Source organism: Ensifer sp. WSM1721 (genome assembly GCF_000513895.2).
Lineage (GTDB): Bacteria > Pseudomonadota > Alphaproteobacteria > Rhizobiales > Rhizobiaceae > Sinorhizobium.
In genome coordinates this window covers 1,340,504-1,359,806 of record NZ_CP165783.1, presented here as the reverse complement: position 1 = coordinate 1,359,806, position 19,303 = coordinate 1,340,504, and the positions used below count along the sequence as shown (strand labels likewise).

Genomic DNA, 19,303 nt, shown 5'->3' with positions numbered 1-19,303 from the left:
CATCAGGCCAGAAATTCAGGATCCAAGAAGGTTGCCGGCAAGATGGATGAGCCGCAAATAAGCGCGCAAAGTCTTCGCTGTAACAAAAAATGCAGCAATCTCTGGCGCTTTGCCTCTTCGAGGGGCATCCTGTCATGGTCGTCTTGGCAGAGGGAGGAACGCCGATGCGCTGCTTCACTGTACTCGGTCCTTCGCAGATCGGAAAAACCACGCTCGTGGAAAGGTTGGGCTCGCTGGGAGGCGAGCCGAAAAAATCAGTTTCTCCGTATGGACTAGGCATCACCGAATTCGAGTTCGGCGGTGAGTCCTGGTGCGCGCTCGATGTTCCGGGCAATAACGAGTCCTTCGTGCATGCGCAGCACGCGCTTCTAGCGAGCGACGCCTGTGTGCTCTGCGTCTCGCCGGTGGTCGACGAAGCCGTTCTCGCTGCGCCCTATCTGCGCGTGATCGAGGCATCCGGCACACCCTGCATTCTCTTTATCAACCGTATGGACGAGCCGCGGGGGCGCTTGCGGGATGTCGTCGCCGCACTTCAGGACTATTGCAGCCGCCCGCTTATCCTCAGGCAGATTCCGATCCGCGACGGCGACAAGATCATCGGCAGTTGCGATCTGATTTCAGAGCGCGCCTGGCGCTACCGCGAGGGGCAGCCCTCGTCCCTCTTCGAGATCCCGGAGAGCGCGGTAGAACGCGAGCACGAGGCGCGTGCCGAGCTTCTGGAGCATCTTTCGGAATTCGACGATTGGCTCCTGGAGGAGCTTATCGAGGACCGTGAGCCGGCGAGCGACGCAATCTATGCGATCTCGACTCGCGTCTTGAGCGAGAACAGGGTCATCCCGGTGCTCCTCGGCTCGGCAAGCCACAGCAACGGCATCATGCGGCTGATGAAGGCGCTCCGTCATGAGGCGCCGCGCGTCGAGGCATTGAGGCAGCGCCTCGCGACCGCAGCCGGGGCCGACGCCGCTTCGCTTGCCGCCGTCAGCTTCCACGCCCATTTCCGCCAGAGCATCGGCAAGACGGTTCTTGGCCGCGCCCTGCAGAACGGCGTGAAACAGGGGGCCACGCTCGGCGGCGCCGGCCTCGGCTCGCTGCAGGATCCCGCGAGCGGCCGGGCGATCGCCTCGGGCGTGACCGAGGCCGGACAGATATTCGCCGCGGTCAAATCCGACCACCTGCCCGTGCCGGCCGTGCTTACCGCCAATGCGCCGCTGGCACCGCCCGAGTGGACGACACCGCCGACGCCGATGCTCGAGCGCATCCTGGTGCCGGCAAGCGAGCGCGACGAGACCAAGCTCTCCGAAACGCTGGCGAAGCTCGCCGAAGCCGATCGCGGCCTCAAGGTCATGCAGGAGGAGGGGACGGGCGCGCAGCTCGTCTGTGCCCAGGGGCCGGTGCACCTGCGTGAACTCTCAAGGACGCTGTCGGAAGTCTTCCATGTCGAGGTGAGCGAGCGCCCGCCGAGCCCGATCTACCGCGAGACGATATCGAAATCCTCGGAGGTCCATTACCGCCATCGCAAGCAGACCGGCGGCGCCGGGCAATTCGCGGACGTGAAGCTCAGCGTTCACCCCAACGGCCGGGGCGAAGGCTTTTCCTTTGCCGAAACGGTCAAGGGCGGCGCGGTGCCGCGCAACTTCATTCCGGCGGTGGAGGCGGGGGCCCGCGAGGCGATGGACAAGGGACCGCTCGGTTTCAAGGTCATCGACGTCGGCGTGCTTTTGACCGACGGCCAGCATCACTCCGTCGACAGTTCGGAATATGCTTTCCGGACGGCGGGGAAGATGGGCGTGCGCCAAGCCTTATCGCAGGCGGCCGCGGTGCTGATGCAGCCGATCTTCCGGGTGGAGATCCATCTCCCGTCGATCTATTCCGGAAACCTCGTACCGATCGTCGCCTCGCTCAAGGGCCAGGTCCTCGGCTTCGACCGCGACGAGGCGGCAAAGGGCTGGGACATCTTCCGCGCCCTCATCCCCGGAGCCGCACTCGACGAGCTGGCGCGATCGCTCAGATCGGCGACCCAGGGCATCGGCTATTTTTCCAAGAGCTTCGATCATTTCGAGGAGCTTTACGGCAAGGAGGCGCAGGCGATCGTCTCCGCCCATGGAACGCATCAGAACGGTCAGTGATCACAGAGCGCGCGTGTCGGGCGGCGGCATCGCCGGATGCGAGTGGAACAAATTAGCATCTCATGAATTAATTGAGGTCGCTTCTGTCCCCCAGCGACGTTCAGGTTTCAAACCTGTTGCAGTGCCCGCGTCGTTCCCTGCGCGGGCACTCGCATTTTGTGCCGGGCGCTTCTTTTTCCGCCCGCATCCGCTCTGATCTCTTCGACAACCGATCACCAGGGTCGATCCATAAGACCTTGGTCCGATGCGGCACGGCAAAGGTCCTAAGCCGGTTGCGGAACGCTTCTCTCGGCACATATCAAAGCAATCACGCCGAAGCGCGACCAGCAAGACAGATCGAACGGGATCCTTCCTATGGCAGTGTCAGACAACGGACGGAAGAATACTCTTTCCGAAGCCTGTTTCAGGACGATATCCCACCCGCTCTCTAACTTGATCTACATTGTGCTTGCCGTGTTGATTGCTGCTTTTGCCGGCATGTCGACGGGTGTCCCGACATACATACTCGTGCCGATCGTTTTCCTATTGGTGCTGATTACCGATCCACCGGAGCTGATCGCGAAAACCAGAGCACGCGAAATGGATGGTTCCAGCCTGATCGGGCAAATCTCCTCCGCCGTCGATTGGCAAGCCAGCGGCAATGGTTGGAGGCTGAAGTTTACGAGCGAGGCGCGGCAGACGGCCAGGAACTCGTCGGCTGAGCGCCGCCGAGGCAAGAGATCGCAGGTCCGCGGCGGTTAGCCGCCGCTGCTGCCACGAACCTGCGCGGGGGTCCCAGAGCGACGCCCCAACGATCGTCCCTTCTGGGCATGGTCGCTCTGGGGCTTCCCGTGACGCACGGCATCGACATCATAAATGACACATTCAAGGTCTAGGTTGCCCGCTGTCGGTGGCAGAAGAAACGGGCGTCTCCGACTGGAAGATGTAACGCGCTTTCGCCCAAATGCGAGGAGGTCGCGACATGTGTCCATCCGACGATTTTTCATCCGACGCCATTTTGCCCGATGGTGTAGCCCTGCTGGACGAGGTTCTCAAGCAGATGCTCGCCGACAAACATCTTTCGAGCGATTCGGAGGAGGCGGAAAACCTGGCGAAGAGACTGATCTTCCTCTACCAGACCGGCGTACGCGAGAAGAGGCTTCTGCAAAAGATGGCAAAGGCGGCCTGACGGCAGGAGAGTGGAGCCTTATGCTAGAGCACGCCTAACGGCTCATCCGGAGGTTCAGTAACGGTAGTAGCCGTAGATGGGGCGGGCGCCGCGCTTGCACTTGATCTCCTCCTTGTACTCGTCGTCATCCCATTTGCGCTCGATCTTGCAGCGGCCTCTACGATATTCTTCCTTCAATGCTCTTCGTTCGTAACGCGGCTCATAGTCATAACCGCGCCAGCGCCCGTGGCCGCTTTCGTCTTTCCAAGGATCGGCCAGAGCGCTTCCTGCACAGCCGGCGAAAGCCAACGCGGCGGCGGCAAAAAGCTTTATCATTTTCATGTCCGGCTCTCCTCTATCTTCTTGGTATCCTCAGCGCATCGAAGACGCGTGTCGTTTCGAATCGTTCCTGAACATCAACCGAAGCAAGCGGCTTAAATGAGGCCACCGCCGGCGCAAGGCCGCGCCCCGGCCGGGGAGCCGCCGCTCTCGACCGAGGCTCGCTCAACACTATTGTTGTGCGCCGCCCGAAGGGGCCGGTTGTGCGCCGCCCGAAGGCGCCTGCTGTGTCCCCTGTCCGCCTGAAGGTGCCTGCGGCGCTTCGACGTTCGGCACGTTCACGTCGACGTCCGTACCACCACCGCGACCGCCGGCGCCATCCAGGAGATCTCCACCAAACAGGAACAGCGCTCCAACGATTACCAGCACCAGGATTATCGCGACGGCCCAGCCACCCCCGCTTCCGCCAGTATTGACGACTGTTGGTCCTCTATCAGCCATTAAAGTTCTCCTTCATATTCATGCTCTTCAGGAAACCACCACAGCAGAATTAAGTTCCAGCAAGAACAATGAAGAGTAGCCGGAAGCTGCTGATCTAGCAGCGGAATAACCAGACGCGCGATGACAGGAAAAGGAGCCCACTGGAGGAGCCATCCGGGAAAAGCGAATGTGGTGCGCCCGATAATTACTGATGCTGATCATGGCAGGTGTTTGAGAAGAGCCGGCGGTTTGCGATCACGTTGTGATTTGGAGCGGATCAAGGAGATGCAGAAGACCTCCGTGCTCACCCAAGTAAAACCGTTCAGCGGTTATGCGCTCGACATCGCGGGAAATAGCCACCGACTGCGCGATTTGGCGCCACTGACGCCTATTTCCAGCGACAAGGAACTCTGGGCCCCGGCCGCCGTTTCCATGGTGTGATGTCTGTGACGAATTGGACAAGAGAGGAGGACCTGACATGGCACAGGAAAGGCCGCTCGGTTCCGCCGTACCGCGCGGGGTCGTCGATACAAGCAAGGGTACAGTCGGCGCTGCGAACGAGGCCGTTGAAGAGCAGATCAGATCGCTGCGCGAGCAGGTCGGTGCGCTCAGTGCGTCGATTTCCGAATTGGGTATTTCGTCAGGCAGAGCCATTGCGAGCACGGTCAGAGATACGGGCCGCAGAGCTGGCGATATGGCAAGGGAACATCCCGCCTGGACGACTCTCGCTTTGCTCGGTCTCATCGGCCTCATCGTCGCGAGCTCGGGCCGCTCACGCTGGTACACGCGGCGCTCCTCACGGATCGAGGACATGATCTCCGACATCGAAGATCGGCTGAGTGATCTGAAGGACCATTACTGGTCAAGCGGCTGGCGGGTCTGGTAGCAAGGTCTCATTGTGCCGGCTCGCACAGAGCCGGCGAGAACCTGAGCGCGCATCAGGAACCGATCGCAGACTCGATCGTTCGGGACAAATCGGCAGGGCGCATGCGGCCGGTGCGCTGCTGCACCTGCCGGGAGAACCCGGGAGAACGGATGGAGCTCCAGATGCAAAACAAATCGGATCGTCCCAAGGACAAGGGCGAAAGCGGTACCGCCAAGAAAAATCAGCCGGGCCACGTCGGCGGCGATGCCGCCCGCAAGGCGCAGGAATGGGGCGGCGGCTCGAAGGCGTCGAAGGGCCCCAAAGACGACAAGCGCAATCCGAATTCGAGTGCGAAAACGTGAACGTCAGGTGGCGGCGTCGAGATCGACGAGCGCTATGCCGAGGTCCGTTCGCTTGCGCCGGCGGAGCGCTGTCGGGCTTTCTCGAATGATCACCTCCAGAGTCGGGCGGACGTAGCCTTCCAGAAGATGCCCGCCGCGTGTCGAGCCGTCCTCGAGGCCCAGCACCGCATGCAGATGCAGGCTCGGCTTACCGGCGTCGTCGAGGGCGATGTCGCCGATCGCGCTCAGGACCTCTGACTGTTCCGCGACGGGAATCTTGCTGTAGTTCTTGCCTTCGATCCTGAAGAATCCCACCGTGGCGCGGCTGAATGCGCCGATTGCCGTCAGCGCCGCGCCGGCGATGTTCGCTTCCGCTGCAAACGCCGAGATCGCCGAAAAGGCCTCGTCGCCTTCATCGAGAACCAGGATGAAAGTGCGCTCGCCCGCATCTTCCGCCAGGAGTTTTTGCTTCATCGATTCGCCCTCGTCTTTTTTGGAAACCTGCAGGGTGTCTCCCAAGAACCGGCATGGGCGTGATCTGTTCCGGGTTTCAGCCGAACCTGCGCCGGCCAACTCAGCGGATGCTTTCGAGGAAACGAAGGAATTCCTCGCGGGTGGGATAGGATGCCTGAGCGCCCGCCCTTCCGACCGAGAAGGAGGAGGCTGCAACACCCCAACGGGCCGCCTCCAGAGGCGGTCGCCCCTCGGCCAGCGCGGCTGCGAAGGCGCCGATGAAGGCGTCGCCTGCGCCGGTCTTGTCCACCACCTCGACGTCCGGTGCGGCAAGCATCGAGACCTGACCCCTCCGGCACAGGGCACAACCGCCCTGTCGAAGCTTGACGCAGGCGATTTCGACGCCGCGCGCGTTGAGGGCGCGCGCCGCCTCGGCCGCGTCGTCCTCGGTTCGGATCTCGCGCGTCAGGAGCCCTTCGGCTTCCTTCTCGTTCGGCGTAATCGCATGGAAGCGTTCGAGAAGCGGCAGTTCGACTTTCTCGGGGAAGGTCGGGTCGACCAATATTTTCAGGCGGCGGCGCTCGGCACTCGAAAAGGCGATTTCCAGGACGTTCCTCGGGACTTCGAAGTCGGCCACGAGAAGGGAATTCTCCGGCGCCGCCTTGATCATGTCACGAGCGAGTGTGGCCGCCTCGCTCCCCCATTCCATGTTGGCATTGGAGGCATTCAGCATCGTCTTGTCGCCGTTCTTCTGAACGATGACGATGGCAATGCCCGTCTGAGCCTTGTCGGTGGAGGTCACGCCGGTCAGATCGACGCCCGCCTTGCGAAGCGGGTCGGTGGCGACCCTGGCGTAGTAATCGTTGCCGATGCGGCCGAGGAGCCGCGTCGCAATGCCCAGCCGATGGGTGAACACGGCGACATTGGCGGCTTTGCCCCCGGCGCTCGGTGAAGCCCGCCGTGCGGATGGTGCCGCCGCCGAGAGAAGAGACGCCGCGGAATTCGAGGTCGGCGTTGATGCTGCCAAGCGACAGGATCATGGGAGTGCTCATGGGCGTCGCGCAGGGCCGCAGGGCAGGCCCTGTTCCTTCCTGATGCCAAACTCGGGCGTCTGCGAAATGTTTCCGGCAGGCTACAGCGCCGTGCGTCTTTCAGACGCACAAAGGACGCTGTAGCACTTTGAATTGCTGCATGTTTTTGTCCTTAAATCGGTACGATTTAAGGAAACATGCAGTAGCAAGCTCAAACGACGAAGTCGAAGCGCCCGAATTTTCCGTCAGCGGTGTCGCGGAGGTCCATGAGCAATTCCGGCATATACAGGCGGTCGCGGGCGTTCTGCGGCTCGTTCGGGAAAAAGAGCTGGGTCGTCAAAACCGAGGCACCTGGGCGGCGCACCCTGAAGTGATAGTGGCGGGTGCGGCCGGGATAGCGAGCCGGGACAATCGTGCTGAACCACCAGCGGCCCCGCTCGTCGCTCATTTGGTGGCCCCGCAGGTTGAAGCCGCGCGTATCGTAGGCGCCGGTTTCGTCCGCATGCCAGATTTCCACGAGACTGCCGGCGAGCGGGCGGCAACGGGCGTCGAGCACGTAGCCGGCAAGGGTGATACGCCCGCCGCGGGGAGCATCACCGAAGAGCTCGTGCCTGAGCGGCGCATTGGGCTTGTAGAAAGGGCCTGCCGTCAACGCGGGCGTCAGGTCGTGGTCGTCGCCGCAGGCGGGCGTCAAAGGCAGCCTTTGGGCAGCGGCGCGGTCGGCGAGGGGCAGGGCGGGCAGGGCCAGAAAGGCGGTCAACAGCGAACGTCGGGTTGGCAGCATGGCAGCCTCCTTCTCATGGGGCTCACGCGCTTGCGGTCGCCGCTCGACAGCGCTTGCCCGGTACCGCTGAGCGCCCGGCGGCATTTAGCGCGACCTTTAGGATAAGACATCTGTACCGCCGGAACAGGGATTTTTCGCTGCCACCCAGTCGGTGATTGCCGGATTTCGCGCAGCCCCGCTGGCAGTTCCCGCCCGACGGGCGCATGATCGTCGGCAGCGGCGATGTTCGCCGCTAATTGCGACGGCTTCGCCCCCTTAAGCCGGCGAGGCGCAAGGATCAAAGAAACCCTTCAGGAGGAAAATCGTGAGCGGACACGTCTACAAGAAGGTGGAACTGATCGGAAGTTCGCCGGTCTCGGTGAACGAAGCCATAGAGACTGCCATTTCGCGCGCATCGAAGACCATGCGGAATCTCGATTGGTTCGAAGTCGACGAGATTCGCGGGCAAATCGTCAATGGCAAGGTGGCGCATTACCAGGTCGTGATGAAGGTCGGCTTCCGGATCGAGGAGTGAGGCGCGGGGTCACCGCCTTTGGGCCGAAGCTTTCGCAAGAGCAAGGCCCGGCCCCTTGCCGGGCCTTTTCAACGTCAGGCTGCCTGCGGCACCGGGCTACTGCATGTATCCTTAAATCGGAGCCGATTTAAGGATACAAACATGCAGCAATTCAAAAGTGCTACAGCGACCCTTGTGCGTCTGCAAAGACGCACGGCGCTGTAGTGCGCCGGTCGAGGGCGCCGCTCCAAAGCGTGAGCAGCAGGGCGACGGCGACGAGGATGGCGCCGACCCAGGGGGTCGCGGCGAGGCCGAGCGAGGAGTCGACGATGGTGCCGCCGAGCCAGGCGCCGAGCGCGATGCCGAGATTGAAGGCGGCGATGTTGAGCGCCGAGGCGACGTCGACGGCGCCGGGACGATGCTCCTTGGCAAGCTGCACGACATAGAGCTGCAGGCCCGGCACATTGGCGAAGGACAGGAAGCCGAGCGCGGCAAGCGTGACCAGCGTCAGAACCGGCGAGGCGGCGGTGAAGGAAAAGATGGCGAGCACGAGCGCCTGCAGGATGAAGAGGCCGATCAAAGCCTTGACCGGATTGGTGTTGGCGATCCTGCCGCCGGCGATGTTGCCGATGGCGATGGCCACGCCATAGAGCACGAGGATCAGGCTGACGCTCTCCTCGGAGAAGCCGGTGATCTCCTGCAGGATCGGCGCGAGGAAGGTGAAGGCGACGAAGGTGCCGCCATAGCCGAGCGCGGTCGTGGCGAAGACGATGAGGAGGCGGCCGGAGCCGAGCACGCGGAGCTGGTCGAGGAGGCGGGCCGGGGCGGCCTTGGAAAGCGTGCCGGGAAGCAGCATCGCAATGCCGGCGAAGGCGACCACGCCGAGCGCGGCAACGGCCCAGAAGGTGGCGCGCCAGCCGAAGACCTGGCCGATATAGGTGCCGATCGGCACGCCGGTGACGATCGCGACGGTGAGCCCCATGAACATCATGGCGATGGCCGAGGCTCGGCGGTTCTCCGGCACGAGATCGGCGGCGATCGTCGAGCCGACGGAGAAGAAGACGCCGTGGGCGAAGGCCGAAAGCACGCGGGCGACGAGCAGCACCTCGTAGCTCGGCGACAGCGCCGCCGCCGTGTTGCCGACGACGAACAACGCCATCAGCCCGAGGAGCAGCGGCCTGCGTTCGATCCGGCCGGTCAGCGCAGTCAGGATCGGCGCGCCGAAGGTGACGCCGAGCGCGTAGACGCTGACGATGAGGCCGGCGAGCGGCAGCGTGATGTCGAGGTCCGCAGCGACCGTCGGCAGAAGGCCGACGATGACGAATTCGGTGGTTCCGATCGCATAGGCCGCGATCGTCAATGCAAATATGGCGAGAGGCATGACAAATCCGTTTCCGCCCGCGGGTTCGCGATGCGAAGCGGGCCTTAGACGTTGGCGATGGGTGTTGACGTTTTCCGCGGTGCAATATGTTGGCGGTCGGACGCGATGATAAGCACGTCGCCGGTCGCAACGCCTGTGAATGAAATTCATCAATGATGTTTATACGTGACTGCTTGTGTCGATGCCGACGCGAATTTCAGCCTGGGTGGGGCGGCCGCTCATCCGGCCTGCCGGCCACCTTCTCCCCCGCAAGCGGGGCGAAAGGGACTCGCGGCGACCGTTGCCGCTTCGCTCGCCAGCAATAATCATATTTTTTCATGAGAAAACCTTTTCTCTTGTTGACTCCTCAGGTGAGAAAAGGTTTTCTCATACCTAGTTTCTGGGAGGAGGCCAAACTGAGCTCGCAGCGCAGCAAGGGGCATCGTGTCACCATTCACGATCTGGCGAGGGTCGCCGGCGTGAGCGTTTCGACCGTGTCGAAGGCGCTCAACGGCAATGGCCGCATGGCGGACGACACGCGTGAGCGGATCAAGCGGATGGCGGCGGAGATCGGCTTTCGGCCGAATGCGCTGGCGCGAGGGCTCCTCAGCAACCGCAGCTTCACCGTCGGTCTTCTGACCAACGACACCTATGGCCGCTTCACGCTTCCGGTCATGGCCGGCATCTCCGAGGCGCTGGTGGATCACGGCGTATCGGTCTTCCTCTGCGCCATCGAAGACGATCCGGCGCTCGGAAAAGTCCATGTCAACGCCATGCTGGACAAGCAGGTGGACGGCATCATCGCGACAGGCAAGCGGGTCGACAGGTCTCTCCCGGTCGATCTCGCTCGTCTGCCGGTGCCGGTGGTCTATGCCTTCACCAAGGGCGAACCCGGCAGCGTGACGCTGACCGCGGATGATCGCCATGGTGCCACACTCGCGACGGAGTGGTTGAAGGAAATCGGCCGCAAGCGGCTGCTGCACATCACTGGGCCCAAGGATTTCGTCTCCGCCGTCGAACGCGCCGAGGCGTTCCGCGAGATGGCGGGCCGCAATGCGCCGGTTCTGCACGGCGTCTGGTCCGAGGCCTGGGGCCACGAAGCGATCGAGCGGATCTGGGACGATGGTGACGAGAAGCCCGACGGCATCTTCTGCGGCAACGACCAGATCGCCCGCGGCGTCGTCGACGCTTTGCGCGAGCGCGGCGTGAAAGTGCCGGAGGATGTCTCCGTCATCGGTTTCGACAATTGGGAGATCATGGCGGCGCAGACGCGGCCGCCGCTTACGACCGTCGACATGAATCTCAAGGAGCTCGGCCGGGAGGCCGGGCTGATGGTGCTCGCGCTTGCGGAGGGACGCGCAATCGAACCGGGGCTGCGCAAGCTGCCCTGCAAGCTCGTCGTAAGAGAATCCTGCGGAGGCAGGGATCGTAGGAACTGAAGAGGAGGGGGCACACCGCCGGTGGCCCCGCATTTTGGGAGGAATGCGAAATGTTGAAGAAGCTAATGGCTGCGACGGCTCTCATATCGGCCGGCATGATCTCGACCGCGTCGGCCGAGACGATCACCATGTGGGTGCGCTCCGGCATCGGCGACTCCTTCAAAGAAGTGGTGAAGGCCTACAATGCCGGCCACGAGAACAAGGTCGAGCTGACTGAAGTGCCCTTCGCCGAGCTCGTGCAGAAATATGCGACAGCGATTGCCGGCGGCCAGGCGCCGGATGCCCTGTCGCTCGATCTCATCTACACGCCGGCTTTCGCAGCCGCCGGGCAGCTCGAGGACCTCACCGACTGGGCGAAATCGCTCCCCTATTTCAATTCGCTCTCGCCGTCGCATGTGAAGCTCGGCACCTATCAGGACAAGATCTACGGCCTGCCGCTTTCCGTCGAGACCTCGATCTTCGCCTGGAACAAGGACCTCTATAAAAAGGCCGGTCTCGATCCGGAGAAGGCGCCGAAGACCTGGGAGGAGATCACGGCCAATGCCGAGAAGATCCGAGCGCTCGGCGGCGATATCTACGGCTTCTATTTCTCCGGCGGCGGCTGCGGCGGCTGCATGATCTTCACTTTCACGCCCCTCGTCTGGGGCGCCGGCGCCGATATCCTCTCGTCCGACAGCAAGACCGCGACGCTCGACACGCCCGAGATGCGCAAGGCCGTCGATATCTATCGAAACATGGTCAAGAAGGACCTGGTGCCGGCGGGTGCCGCGAGCGACAACGGGGTGAATTTCCTGAGCTTCACCAACGGCAAGATCGGCCAGCAGAGCATCGGCGCCTTTGCCATCGGCACGCTGGTGACCCAGCATCCCGAAATCAATTTCGGCGTGACGCTGATCCCGGGCGTCGACGGCAAGCCCTCATCCTTTGCCGGCGGCGACAATTTCGTCGTCACCAAGGGCACGCCGAAACTAGCGGAGGTCAAGGAGTTTCTCGAATATACCTATTCGATGGACGGCCAGAAGATCATGGCGAAATACGGCAGCCTGCCGACGCGCGGCGATATCGCCAATGAGGTGCTCGAAGGTCTCGACCCGCGCCTCAAGGTCGGCATCGACGCGATCGCCGTCGCCAAGACCCCCTACACGCTGCAGTTCAACGACCTGATCAACAGCGCCAACGGCCCGTGGGCGACCTTCACCAATGCTGCGATCTATGGCGATGATGTGGATGGTGCCTTCTCCAATGCGCAAGCGGAGATGCAGTCGATCATCGATGCTGGGCAGTAAGACCCAGCCGATCCGAATGACCGGGAGGGCAGGCGTCCTCTCGGCATCGTCTCGAATTTCTAAAAAAGTGCATCCATGACGACGGCAGGCCTCACATCGACCCCGCACCGGCGCCGCTTGAGACGGCAGACCGGATGGCGCGGACTGCTCTATATCGCGCCGGCCATGGCGCTCGTCAGCCTCTTCTTCGTGCTGCCCGTGCTTTTCACGGTATGGATGAGCCTGCACAAATGGCCGTTGCTCGGCGCACCGGCCTGGATCGGCCTCGGCAATTACACACGCATGTTCACCGATGCGCGGTTCTTCAACGCTCTCGGCTTCACCGCGCATTATACGCTCGTCGTCACCATCGCCATTTTCGCGGTCGCCTTTCCGCTTGCGATCTTCGTCGAGAAGCAAAGGCCGCTCGTCTCAGCCTATCGCACCATCATCTTCCTGCCGGTCGTGGTGGGGCTCGCTTCCGCCTCGCTGCTCTGGGTCTGGCTTGCGAATGTCGACAGCGGACTCTTTTCACCGCTCTTTCAGATGTTCGGCCTGACCTCAGGTCGGATCAACCTGCTCGCAAAGTTCGACACCGCGTTTCTGACGATCATCGTCATGGTGGTGTGGAAGATCGCCGGCTTCACCATGATCATCCTCTTGACCGGCCTGCAGGCGATCCCGACTGAACTGACCGAGGCGGCCCGCATCGACGGCGCCGGTCGCTGGCAGCGCTTTCGGCACCTGACGCTGCCCTTGATGCGCCGGACCATGGCACTCGCGCTCATCCTCTCGGTGACCGGTTCTATCCTCGCCTTCGATCAGTTCTACATCATGACCAGCGGTGGACCGCAGAACAAGATGATCTCGGTCGTCTACTACATCTTCAATCAGTCCTTCGTGTCCTTCAATCTCGGCTATGGCGCGGCACTGTCGATCGCGCTTCTTCTGATCCTGGTCACGCTCAGCGTCGTCCAGCTCTGGCTGCTCAAGGTGGGGGATGAACGCCCATGAGGACGCGCCGCGAGATCCGCGCCCGCAAGGCGCTTTGGGACAGAATCACCTATCACGGCATCGGCATAGGCACGGCCTTCTTCTTCCTGGCGCCTTTTGCCGTCACCTTGCTCGCCTCCTTCCGGCCGAACAGCGAATCCGGCTCGCCGCCGCTGCCGCCATGGCCGAGCTCCGGGGTAAGCTTCGATGCCTATCGCGCACTCGATGCCTTCGGTGCGGGCATCTGGCAGCATATGTTCAATTCGCTTGTCGTCTCGATCGGGACGGTCGTCCTGACGGTCGCCGTCAGCGTGCTCGCCGGCTACGGCTTCTCGCGCTATCGCTTCCCGTTCAAGAATGTGCTCTTCGTGCTGATCATCGCCACGCTGATGATCCCGTTCCAGTCGATCCTGACGCCGCTCTTCATCATCCTGGCGCGGCTGGGCCTCAACAACTCGCTCGTCGGGCTGATGCTCGTCTATGTGACGCTGCAGCTTCCCTTCTCCGTTTTCATGATGCGCAATGCCTTCGATGCCGTGCCGAAGGAGATCGAGGAAGCGGCGCGCATCGACGGCGCGCGCGACCTGAAACTGCTCGTCCGGGTGCTGCTGCCGCTCGTCATGCCAGGCATCGCGACCGTGTCGATCTTCGCCTTCCTCAATGCCTGGAACGAGTTCTTCGCCGCTCTCGTCCTGCTGTCGAGCAACGACAACTACACGCTTCCCGTTTTGATGACCGCCGTGCGCGCCGGCCGGCTCGGCGCGATCAACTGGGGCGCGGTGCAGGCGGGAGTCGCGGTGATGGTCGTGCCCTGCCTCTTCGTCTTCCTTCTCCTGCAACGCTATTACATGCGCGGGCTGATGGCCGGCGCGGTGAAATGATCCGAGAGAAAGTGAGCCCATGACCAAGACCAGAAAAGATCGCCAGTTCCGCCCCGTTGCCGTTCCCGACGTCGAACTCGGCGGCTTCTGGGGCAAGTGGCAGGATGCCGTCTGCCAATCCACCGCCGAAACCTTGCTCGACCGCTGCGTCGAAGCGGGTATGCTGAAGGCGATCGACATCAGCCAGCCGAGCCCTGGCATCGTCATTCCCATCCAGCCCTGGGGCGGCACGACGCAGATGTTCTGGGACTCCGATCTCGGCAAGTCGATCGAGACGATCGCCTATTCGCTCTACCGCCGCCCCAATCCGGAACTCGAGGCGCGCGCCGACCGGATCATCGACATGTATGAGAAGCTGCAGGACAAGGACGGTTATTTGAACGCCTGGTTCCAGCGCGTGCAGCCGGAGCGTCGCTGGACGAACCTGCGCGACCACCACGAACTCTATTGCGCCGGCCACCTGATCGAGGCCGCGGTTGCCTATTACCAGGCAACCGGCAAGCGCAAGCTGCTCGACATCATGTGCCGCTACGCCGACTACATGATCACCGTCTTCGGCCATGGCGAGGGCCAAATCCCGGGCTATTGCGGCCATGAGGAGATCGAACTCGCGCTCGTCAAGCTCGCCCGCGTCACCGGCGAGAAGAAGTATCTCGACCTCTCGAAATTCTTCATCGACGAGCGCGGGACCGAGCCGCATTTCTTCACCGAGGAAGCGAAACGCGACGGCCGCGATCCGGAGAATTTCATCCAGAAGACCTATGAATACGGCCAGGCACACCAGCCGGTGCGCGAGCAGAAGAAGGTCGTCGGCCATGCCGTGCGCGCCACGTATCTCTATTCCGGCATGGCCGACATCGCCACGGAATACAACGACGACAGCCTGACGGCGGCGCTCGAAACGCTGTGGGACGACCTCACCGCGAAGCAGATGTACATCACCGGCGGCATCGGGCCGTCTGCCTCGAACGAGGGCTTCACCGACTATTACGACCTGCCCAACGACACGGCCTACGCCGAGACCTGCGCCTCCGTCGGCCTCGTCTTCTGGGCGAACCGCATGCTCGGCCGCGGCCCGGATCGCCGCTATGCCGACATCATGGAACAGGCGCTCTATAACGGCGCGCTGCCGGGCCTTTCGATCGACGGCAGGACCTTCTTCTACGACAATCCGCTCGAAAGCTCCGGCAAGCACCATCGCTGGAAATGGCATCATTGCCCCTGCTGCCCGCCCAATATCGCCCGTCTCGTGACCTCGATCGGTTCCTACATGTATGCGGTCGCCGAGGACGAGATCGCCGTGCATCTCTACGGCGAAAGCGCGGCGCGGCTGCAGCTTGCCAATGGCGCCAAGGTCGAGCTCAGGCAGACGACCAATTATCCCTGGGAAGGCGCGATCGCCTTCACGGCGAAGCTCGAGCGGGCGGCTAAATTCGCGCTGTCGCTGCGCATCCCCGAATGGGCGGAGGATGCGGCCTTGAGCATCAACGGCACGACGGTTGATCTGTCCGGCCTTGTCTCCGACGGCTATGCCCGCATCGAGCGCGAATGGGCGGACGGCGACCGCGTCGAGCTCGACCTGCCGCTCGAGCTTCGTCCGCAATATGCCAATCCGAAGGTCAGGCAGAATGCCGGCCGCGTCGCGCTGATGCGCGGACCGCTCGTCTATTGCGTCGAGGCGACCGACAATGGCGAGGACCTGAACGCGATCGTTCTCCCCCGCGAGCTTCCGGCCGCGGAGACCGCGGTGCTCAAGGAATTGAACGACGCCGTTGCCATCGACGTCGCGGTCGAGCGCGAGGAGACGGAGAATTGGGGCAAGACGCTCTACCGCAAGGAACCGGCCAAGCGCCGGCCTGCCAAGGCGCGCTTCGTGCCCTATCATCTCTGGGACAACCGTGCGCCGGGCGAGATGCTCGTCTGGGTGCAGTCGGACAAGTAGGCGATCTCAAGGATGGCGAACGGTAGCAGTAACAAGAGCGTCGTGCTCAGCGACGTGCGCAAGAGCTATGGCAGCCTAGAGGTGATCCATGGCATCGACCTGACGATCGAGGAGGGCGATTTTGTCGTCTTCGTAGGCCCGTCCGGCTGCGGGAAATCGACGCTTCTCCGGATGATCGCGGGGCTCGAAGAGGTGACCGAAGGCGAGATCGCCATCAAGGGCAGGGACGTGACCGACCTCGACCCTTCCGAGCGCGGCATCGCCATGGTCTTCCAGTCCTATGCGCTCTATCCGCATATGAGCGTGCGCGAGAATCTCGCCTTCGGGCTGAAGATGGCGCGCACGGCTGCGGCCGATATCGAGCGCCGCGTCGCGCAGGCGTCCGCGATCCTCAAGATCGACCATCTGCTCGACCGCCGTCCGGGTCAGCTTTCGGGCGGCCAGCGGCAGCGTGTGGCGATCGGCCGGGCGATCGTGCGCGAACCGGATGTCTTCCTATTCGATGAGCCGCTCTCCAATCTCGACGCGGAGCTTCGCGTCTCGATGCGCATCGAGATTGCCCGCCTGCATCGCGAGCTCGGCAATACTATGATCTATGTCACCCACGACCAGACGGAGGCGATGACGCTTGCCGATCAGATCGTCGTGCTCCGGGACGGGCGGATCGAGCAGGCGGGCAGCCCCCGCGACGTCTACGAGGACCCGGCCAATATCTTCGTCGCAGGCTTCATCGGCTCGCCGCGCATGAACTTCCTCGAAGCCGAATGGCTGGGCCAGGGGACGATCCGGGTCGGCAATGCGACGATGCGGGCCGGCATCGATGGCAGCGGCCTGACCTCCGGCGAGCACCTGCTCCTCGGGATCAGGCCGGAGCACATCGCGGTTGCGGAGCCGGGGCCTGAACGCATCACGGCACAGGTCGAGTTCTCGGAATATCTCGGCGGAACGCGCTATCTCTATTGCCAACTCGAAGACGGCCAGAGCCTCGTCGTCGAACAGCGCGAGGGGCCTGACTGGCAGGCCGGGGAGAGGCTTTCCTTCGCCGTGCCCGAGGAGCGCAGGCGCTTCTTTGCCAAGGACAGCCGTCGCCTGCGGTGATCAGCCGGAGGTCGGCTAGGGTTTAGCCTCCGACAGGAGGCAAGACTACTCGGCATCCAGTCGATTGCGGCTGGAACCAGCCTATCGCGGCCATGACACAGCGATAGATCTTGTGGTGATTTACCTACAGCGCCGTGCGTCTTTTCAGACGCACAAAGGACGCTGTAGCACTTTGAATTGCTGCATGTTTTTGTCCTTAAATCGGATACGATTCAGGGAAACATGCAGTAAGCCAAGATGGCTCCGACGGTTGAGCGGTAGAGCGCACCCTATCCCCGAGAGAGACCAAACAGAGTTCTACTTGAGAAAGCCGCGCAATTTTATGTTGTGGCAATTGAAAAATCTGATTTACTGCCGCTTCGCTACTTGGCTTTTCGGGGGATATTGCCGATGGGGTGGACGCGCAGGGATATTGTGCTTGGTGGTTTAGCGTCATTTGGCACCGTGGCGGTCCAGAAAACCACACTCGCAGCGGCGTCTTCCTATTTTTCCGGCACCGCCGTCGACAATGGCGTGACGTTCCGAAGCACCAACTTTGCCAAGATCGACAAGAAGTGGCGCCGCCAGGTTGTCAAATATTTCAGCAGCGAGCCGATTGGCACCGTCGTTGTCGACACCAGGCACCATTTTCTCTACCTGATCATGGAGAACAAGACTGCCATCCGCTATGGCGTCGGTGTCGGCCGCGAGGGCTTCAAATGGTATGGCCGCGCCACGATCGACCGGAAATCGCTGTGGCCACGCTGGACGCCACCGCCGGAGATGCGCGAGCGCCACCCCGAACTGCCCGAATCGGTCGAGGGAGGTTCGCCAAAGAACCCCCTTGGCCCGCGCGCCATGTACCTGCTTCGCGATGGTGTCGATACCGGCTATCGCTTGCACGGTACGCTGGAGCCGGGCAGCATCGGTAAGGACGCCTCCAGCGGTTGCATCCGCATGTTCAATGAAGATGCAATCGATCTTTATCAGCGTTGTCCCATCGGCACCGCGGTGCAAGTACTGCCGCACATTGCCGATCAGGCTGAAAGTGCCGCTGAGGTCAGCCAAGCAACCCCGGTCGAATGAGGAATATCACCCTGATGTCTGCTTTGACCGGATATACGCGGCTGCTTGTTGGCGTGGCCATGCTCCTGACACTCGCCGCCTGCAACACCACTGAAATCGCGGCGTTGGAAGAGCCGGCCGCGACGCCGATGACCGGACAAACCAACGATCCGGCGCCCGGTTTCGAGAATGTCACGGCCGGCAGCGAAGAGGATTTCATCCTGAATGTCGGCCGACGGACCTACTTCACGCAGGACTCGGCTACGCTCGATTCCGTCGCCATGGCAACGTTGGACAAGCAGGCCATCTGGCTCAACAGCAACCCGCGCTGGCTGGTCAAGCTGCAGGGATTTGCCGACGATTCCGGGTCCGCGTCAGACATGGCAACGCTGTCGCAGAAACGCGCCGACGCGGCGATGGCCTATCTCGTCTCGAAGGGCGTGGATGCCAACCGCATGTGGGCCAAGGGTTACGGCAACGACCGCGAGGTCCGTGACTGCACGGACCGCTCCTGCAAGGTGCAGAACCGGCGCGTCGTCTCCAACCTGCGCACCGAGCGCGACTCACTCTGATCGCAGGATGCCTTGCGGATAGGTCTATGCCTCTTCTGGAATACGAGCGATGACCTTGATCTCGAAATCGAACCCGGCGAGCCAATTCACACCGATTGCGGTCCAGTTGGGATAGGGCGGACTGGGAAAGATCTGATTCTTGACCGCCATGATGGTCTCGAACTGGTTTTCGGGATCCGTGTGGAACGTGGTCACATCGACGATATCGTCGAAGCTGCAGCCCGCTGCTTGCAGCGTTGCACGGAGATTGTCGAAGGCCAGTTGGACCTGACGCCCGAAATCAGGTTCGGGAGTCCCATCGGAACGGCTGCCCACCTGCCCGGAGACGAAGAGCAGATCGCCGGAGCGGATCGCGGCTGAATAGCCATGGGCCTCATACAGTGCATGCCTGTTGGCAGGAAAAATCGGTTCGCGCTGCGCCATCTTTTGCTTCCTTTTCATCGTTGCTGAGTGGCGCTCAATGAGCGAAGCGCCAAGCTTCGGGAACTCACGCGCTGCCGCACCATTTGATATACGCCACGTATGTTAATAGGGTACATACGCGGCGTATGTCAAGCCATATACGTCGCGTATGTGAGTGCAGGAGCAACGATGATGGCAAAACGACGCGTCGAGATGATGGAGGAGACTGCGCGAAGCTGATCGCGGCCGCGCGAAGTCTTTCGCAGAAAAGAACTACGCTGCCGCCTCGATAGACGAGCTGATTGCCG

General features: G+C 62.2%; 22 protein-coding genes. 15 read left to right on the top strand and 7 right to left on the bottom strand.

Annotated elements, in window-relative coordinates:
• Window positions 1–164 precede the first annotated feature (164 nt).
• From M728_RS23935 to M728_RS23925, 3 genes are all read left to right on the top strand, one after another.
• The gene (locus M728_RS23935) at window positions 165–2,126 is read left to right on the top strand and encodes an elongation factor G (protein WP_026620864.1); all 1,962 of its coding nucleotides are present in this window, start codon (window positions 165–167) and stop codon (window positions 2,124–2,126) included.
• 354 nt (window positions 2,127–2,480) lie between these two features.
• A complete protein-coding gene (locus M728_RS23930) occupies window positions 2,481–2,867 on the top strand; it encodes a hypothetical protein (RefSeq protein ID WP_026620863.1) in 387 nt (128 codons plus the stop codon).
• Window positions 2,868–3,087: 220 nt separating this feature from the next.
• A complete protein-coding gene (locus M728_RS23925) occupies window positions 3,088–3,294 on the top strand; it encodes a hypothetical protein (protein WP_026620862.1) in 207 nt (68 codons plus the stop codon).
• A 54-nt stretch (window positions 3,295–3,348) separates the two neighbouring features.
• Here M728_RS23925 and M728_RS23920 read toward each other — a convergent pair whose 3' ends face one another.
• Complete coding sequence (locus M728_RS23920; RefSeq protein ID WP_026620861.1) at window positions 3,349–3,615, bottom strand: hypothetical protein; 267 nt, start codon at window positions 3,613–3,615, stop codon at window positions 3,349–3,351.
• A 168-nt stretch (window positions 3,616–3,783) separates the two neighbouring features.
• Complete coding sequence (locus tag M728_RS23915) at window positions 3,784–4,053, bottom strand: hypothetical protein (protein ID WP_026620860.1); 270 nt, start codon at window positions 4,051–4,053, stop codon at window positions 3,784–3,786.
• A gap of 264 nt (window positions 4,054–4,317) precedes the next feature.
• Here M728_RS23915 and M728_RS23910 point away from each other — a divergent pair, with 264 nt between their 5' ends.
• The 3 genes from M728_RS23910 (at window position 4,318) to M728_RS23900 (ending at window position 5,259) form a co-directional block, all read left to right on the top strand.
• Complete coding sequence (locus M728_RS23910; protein WP_156943432.1) at window positions 4,318–4,473, top strand: hypothetical protein; 156 nt, start codon at window positions 4,318–4,320, stop codon at window positions 4,471–4,473.
• A 37-nt stretch (window positions 4,474–4,510) separates the two neighbouring features.
• Window positions 4,511–4,918 (top strand): hypothetical protein, encoded by a 408-nt coding sequence (locus M728_RS23905; protein ID WP_026620859.1) that lies wholly within the window; start codon window positions 4,511–4,513, stop codon window positions 4,916–4,918.
• Between the two features lie 161 nt (window positions 4,919–5,079).
• Entirely contained in the window at window positions 5,080–5,259 is a 180-nt protein-coding gene (locus tag M728_RS23900) for a hypothetical protein (protein WP_026620858.1), read from the top strand.
• A 3-nt stretch (window positions 5,260–5,262) separates the two neighbouring features.
• Here M728_RS23900 and M728_RS23895 read toward each other — a convergent pair whose 3' ends face one another.
• The 3 genes from M728_RS23895 to M728_RS23885 all read right to left on the bottom strand — a co-directional run bounded on the left by M728_RS23895 (window position 5,263) and on the right by M728_RS23885 (window position 7,506).
• Complete coding sequence (locus M728_RS23895; RefSeq protein WP_026620857.1) at window positions 5,263–5,712, bottom strand: PPC domain-containing DNA-binding protein; 450 nt, start codon at window positions 5,710–5,712, stop codon at window positions 5,263–5,265.
• A gap of 100 nt (window positions 5,713–5,812) precedes the next feature.
• A complete protein-coding gene (locus tag M728_RS23890; RefSeq protein ID WP_026620856.1) occupies window positions 5,813–6,718 on the bottom strand; it encodes a PfkB family carbohydrate kinase in 906 nt (301 codons plus the stop codon).
• A 215-nt stretch (window positions 6,719–6,933) separates the two neighbouring features.
• The gene (locus tag M728_RS23885) at window positions 6,934–7,506 is read right to left on the bottom strand and encodes an intradiol ring-cleavage dioxygenase (RefSeq protein ID WP_026620855.1); all 573 of its coding nucleotides are present in this window, start codon (window positions 7,504–7,506) and stop codon (window positions 6,934–6,936) included.
• Window positions 7,507–7,810: 304 nt separating this feature from the next.
• On the opposite strand from M728_RS23885, the gene M728_RS23880 reads away from it, so the two are divergent.
• Window positions 7,811–8,020 (top strand): dodecin, encoded by a 210-nt coding sequence (locus M728_RS23880; protein ID WP_026620854.1) that lies wholly within the window; start codon window positions 7,811–7,813, stop codon window positions 8,018–8,020.
• A gap of 160 nt (window positions 8,021–8,180) precedes the next feature.
• Here M728_RS23880 and M728_RS23875 read toward each other — a convergent pair whose 3' ends face one another.
• Window positions 8,181–9,380 (bottom strand): MFS transporter, encoded by a 1,200-nt coding sequence (locus M728_RS23875; protein WP_034883632.1) that lies wholly within the window; start codon window positions 9,378–9,380, stop codon window positions 8,181–8,183.
• Window positions 9,381–9,838: 458 nt separating this feature from the next.
• On the opposite strand from M728_RS23875, the gene M728_RS23870 reads away from it, so the two are divergent.
• The 8 genes from M728_RS23870 (at window position 9,839) to M728_RS23835 (ending at window position 18,593) form a co-directional block, all read left to right on the top strand.
• A complete protein-coding gene (locus M728_RS23870; protein WP_245269698.1) occupies window positions 9,839–10,798 on the top strand; it encodes a LacI family DNA-binding transcriptional regulator in 960 nt (319 codons plus the stop codon).
• A gap of 50 nt (window positions 10,799–10,848) precedes the next feature.
• Window positions 10,849–12,084, top strand: a complete 1,236-nt coding sequence (locus M728_RS23865; protein ID WP_026620852.1) for a sugar ABC transporter substrate-binding protein — start codon at window positions 10,849–10,851, stop codon at window positions 12,082–12,084.
• 75 nt (window positions 12,085–12,159) lie between these two features.
• Window positions 12,160–13,077 carry a carbohydrate ABC transporter permease gene (locus M728_RS23860; RefSeq protein WP_026620851.1) on the top strand — a complete coding sequence of 306 codons (918 nt, stop codon included), beginning with the start codon at window positions 12,160–12,162 and terminating at the stop codon, window positions 13,075–13,077.
• Window positions 13,074–13,937 carry a carbohydrate ABC transporter permease gene (locus M728_RS23855; protein ID WP_026620850.1) on the top strand — a complete coding sequence of 288 codons (864 nt, stop codon included), beginning with the start codon at window positions 13,074–13,076 and terminating at the stop codon, window positions 13,935–13,937. The genes M728_RS23860 and M728_RS23855 overlap by 4 nt, the downstream gene beginning before the upstream one ends.
• Window positions 13,938–13,956: 19 nt before the next feature.
• Complete coding sequence (locus M728_RS23850; protein ID WP_026620849.1) at window positions 13,957–15,879, top strand: glycoside hydrolase family 127 protein; 1,923 nt, start codon at window positions 13,957–13,959, stop codon at window positions 15,877–15,879.
• Between the two features lie 12 nt (window positions 15,880–15,891).
• Window positions 15,892–16,977, top strand: a complete 1,086-nt coding sequence (locus M728_RS23845) for an ABC transporter ATP-binding protein (protein ID WP_026620848.1) — start codon at window positions 15,892–15,894, stop codon at window positions 16,975–16,977.
• 390 nt (window positions 16,978–17,367) lie between these two features.
• Window positions 17,368–18,042 carry a L,D-transpeptidase gene (locus M728_RS23840; protein WP_026620847.1) on the top strand — a complete coding sequence of 225 codons (675 nt, stop codon included), beginning with the start codon at window positions 17,368–17,370 and terminating at the stop codon, window positions 18,040–18,042.
• On the top strand, window positions 18,039–18,593 hold the full coding sequence (locus M728_RS23835) for an OmpA family protein (RefSeq protein WP_026620846.1): 555 nt from the start codon (window positions 18,039–18,041) through the stop codon (window positions 18,591–18,593). The genes M728_RS23840 and M728_RS23835 overlap by 4 nt, the downstream gene beginning before the upstream one ends.
• Before the next feature lie 24 nt (window positions 18,594–18,617).
• On the opposite strand, the gene M728_RS23830 is transcribed toward M728_RS23835, so the two are convergent.
• Window positions 18,618–19,016: a RidA family protein gene (locus M728_RS23830; protein ID WP_026620845.1), complete on the bottom strand. Its 399-nt coding sequence runs from the start codon at window positions 19,014–19,016 to the stop codon at window positions 18,618–18,620.
• Window positions 19,017–19,303 lie beyond the last annotated feature (287 nt).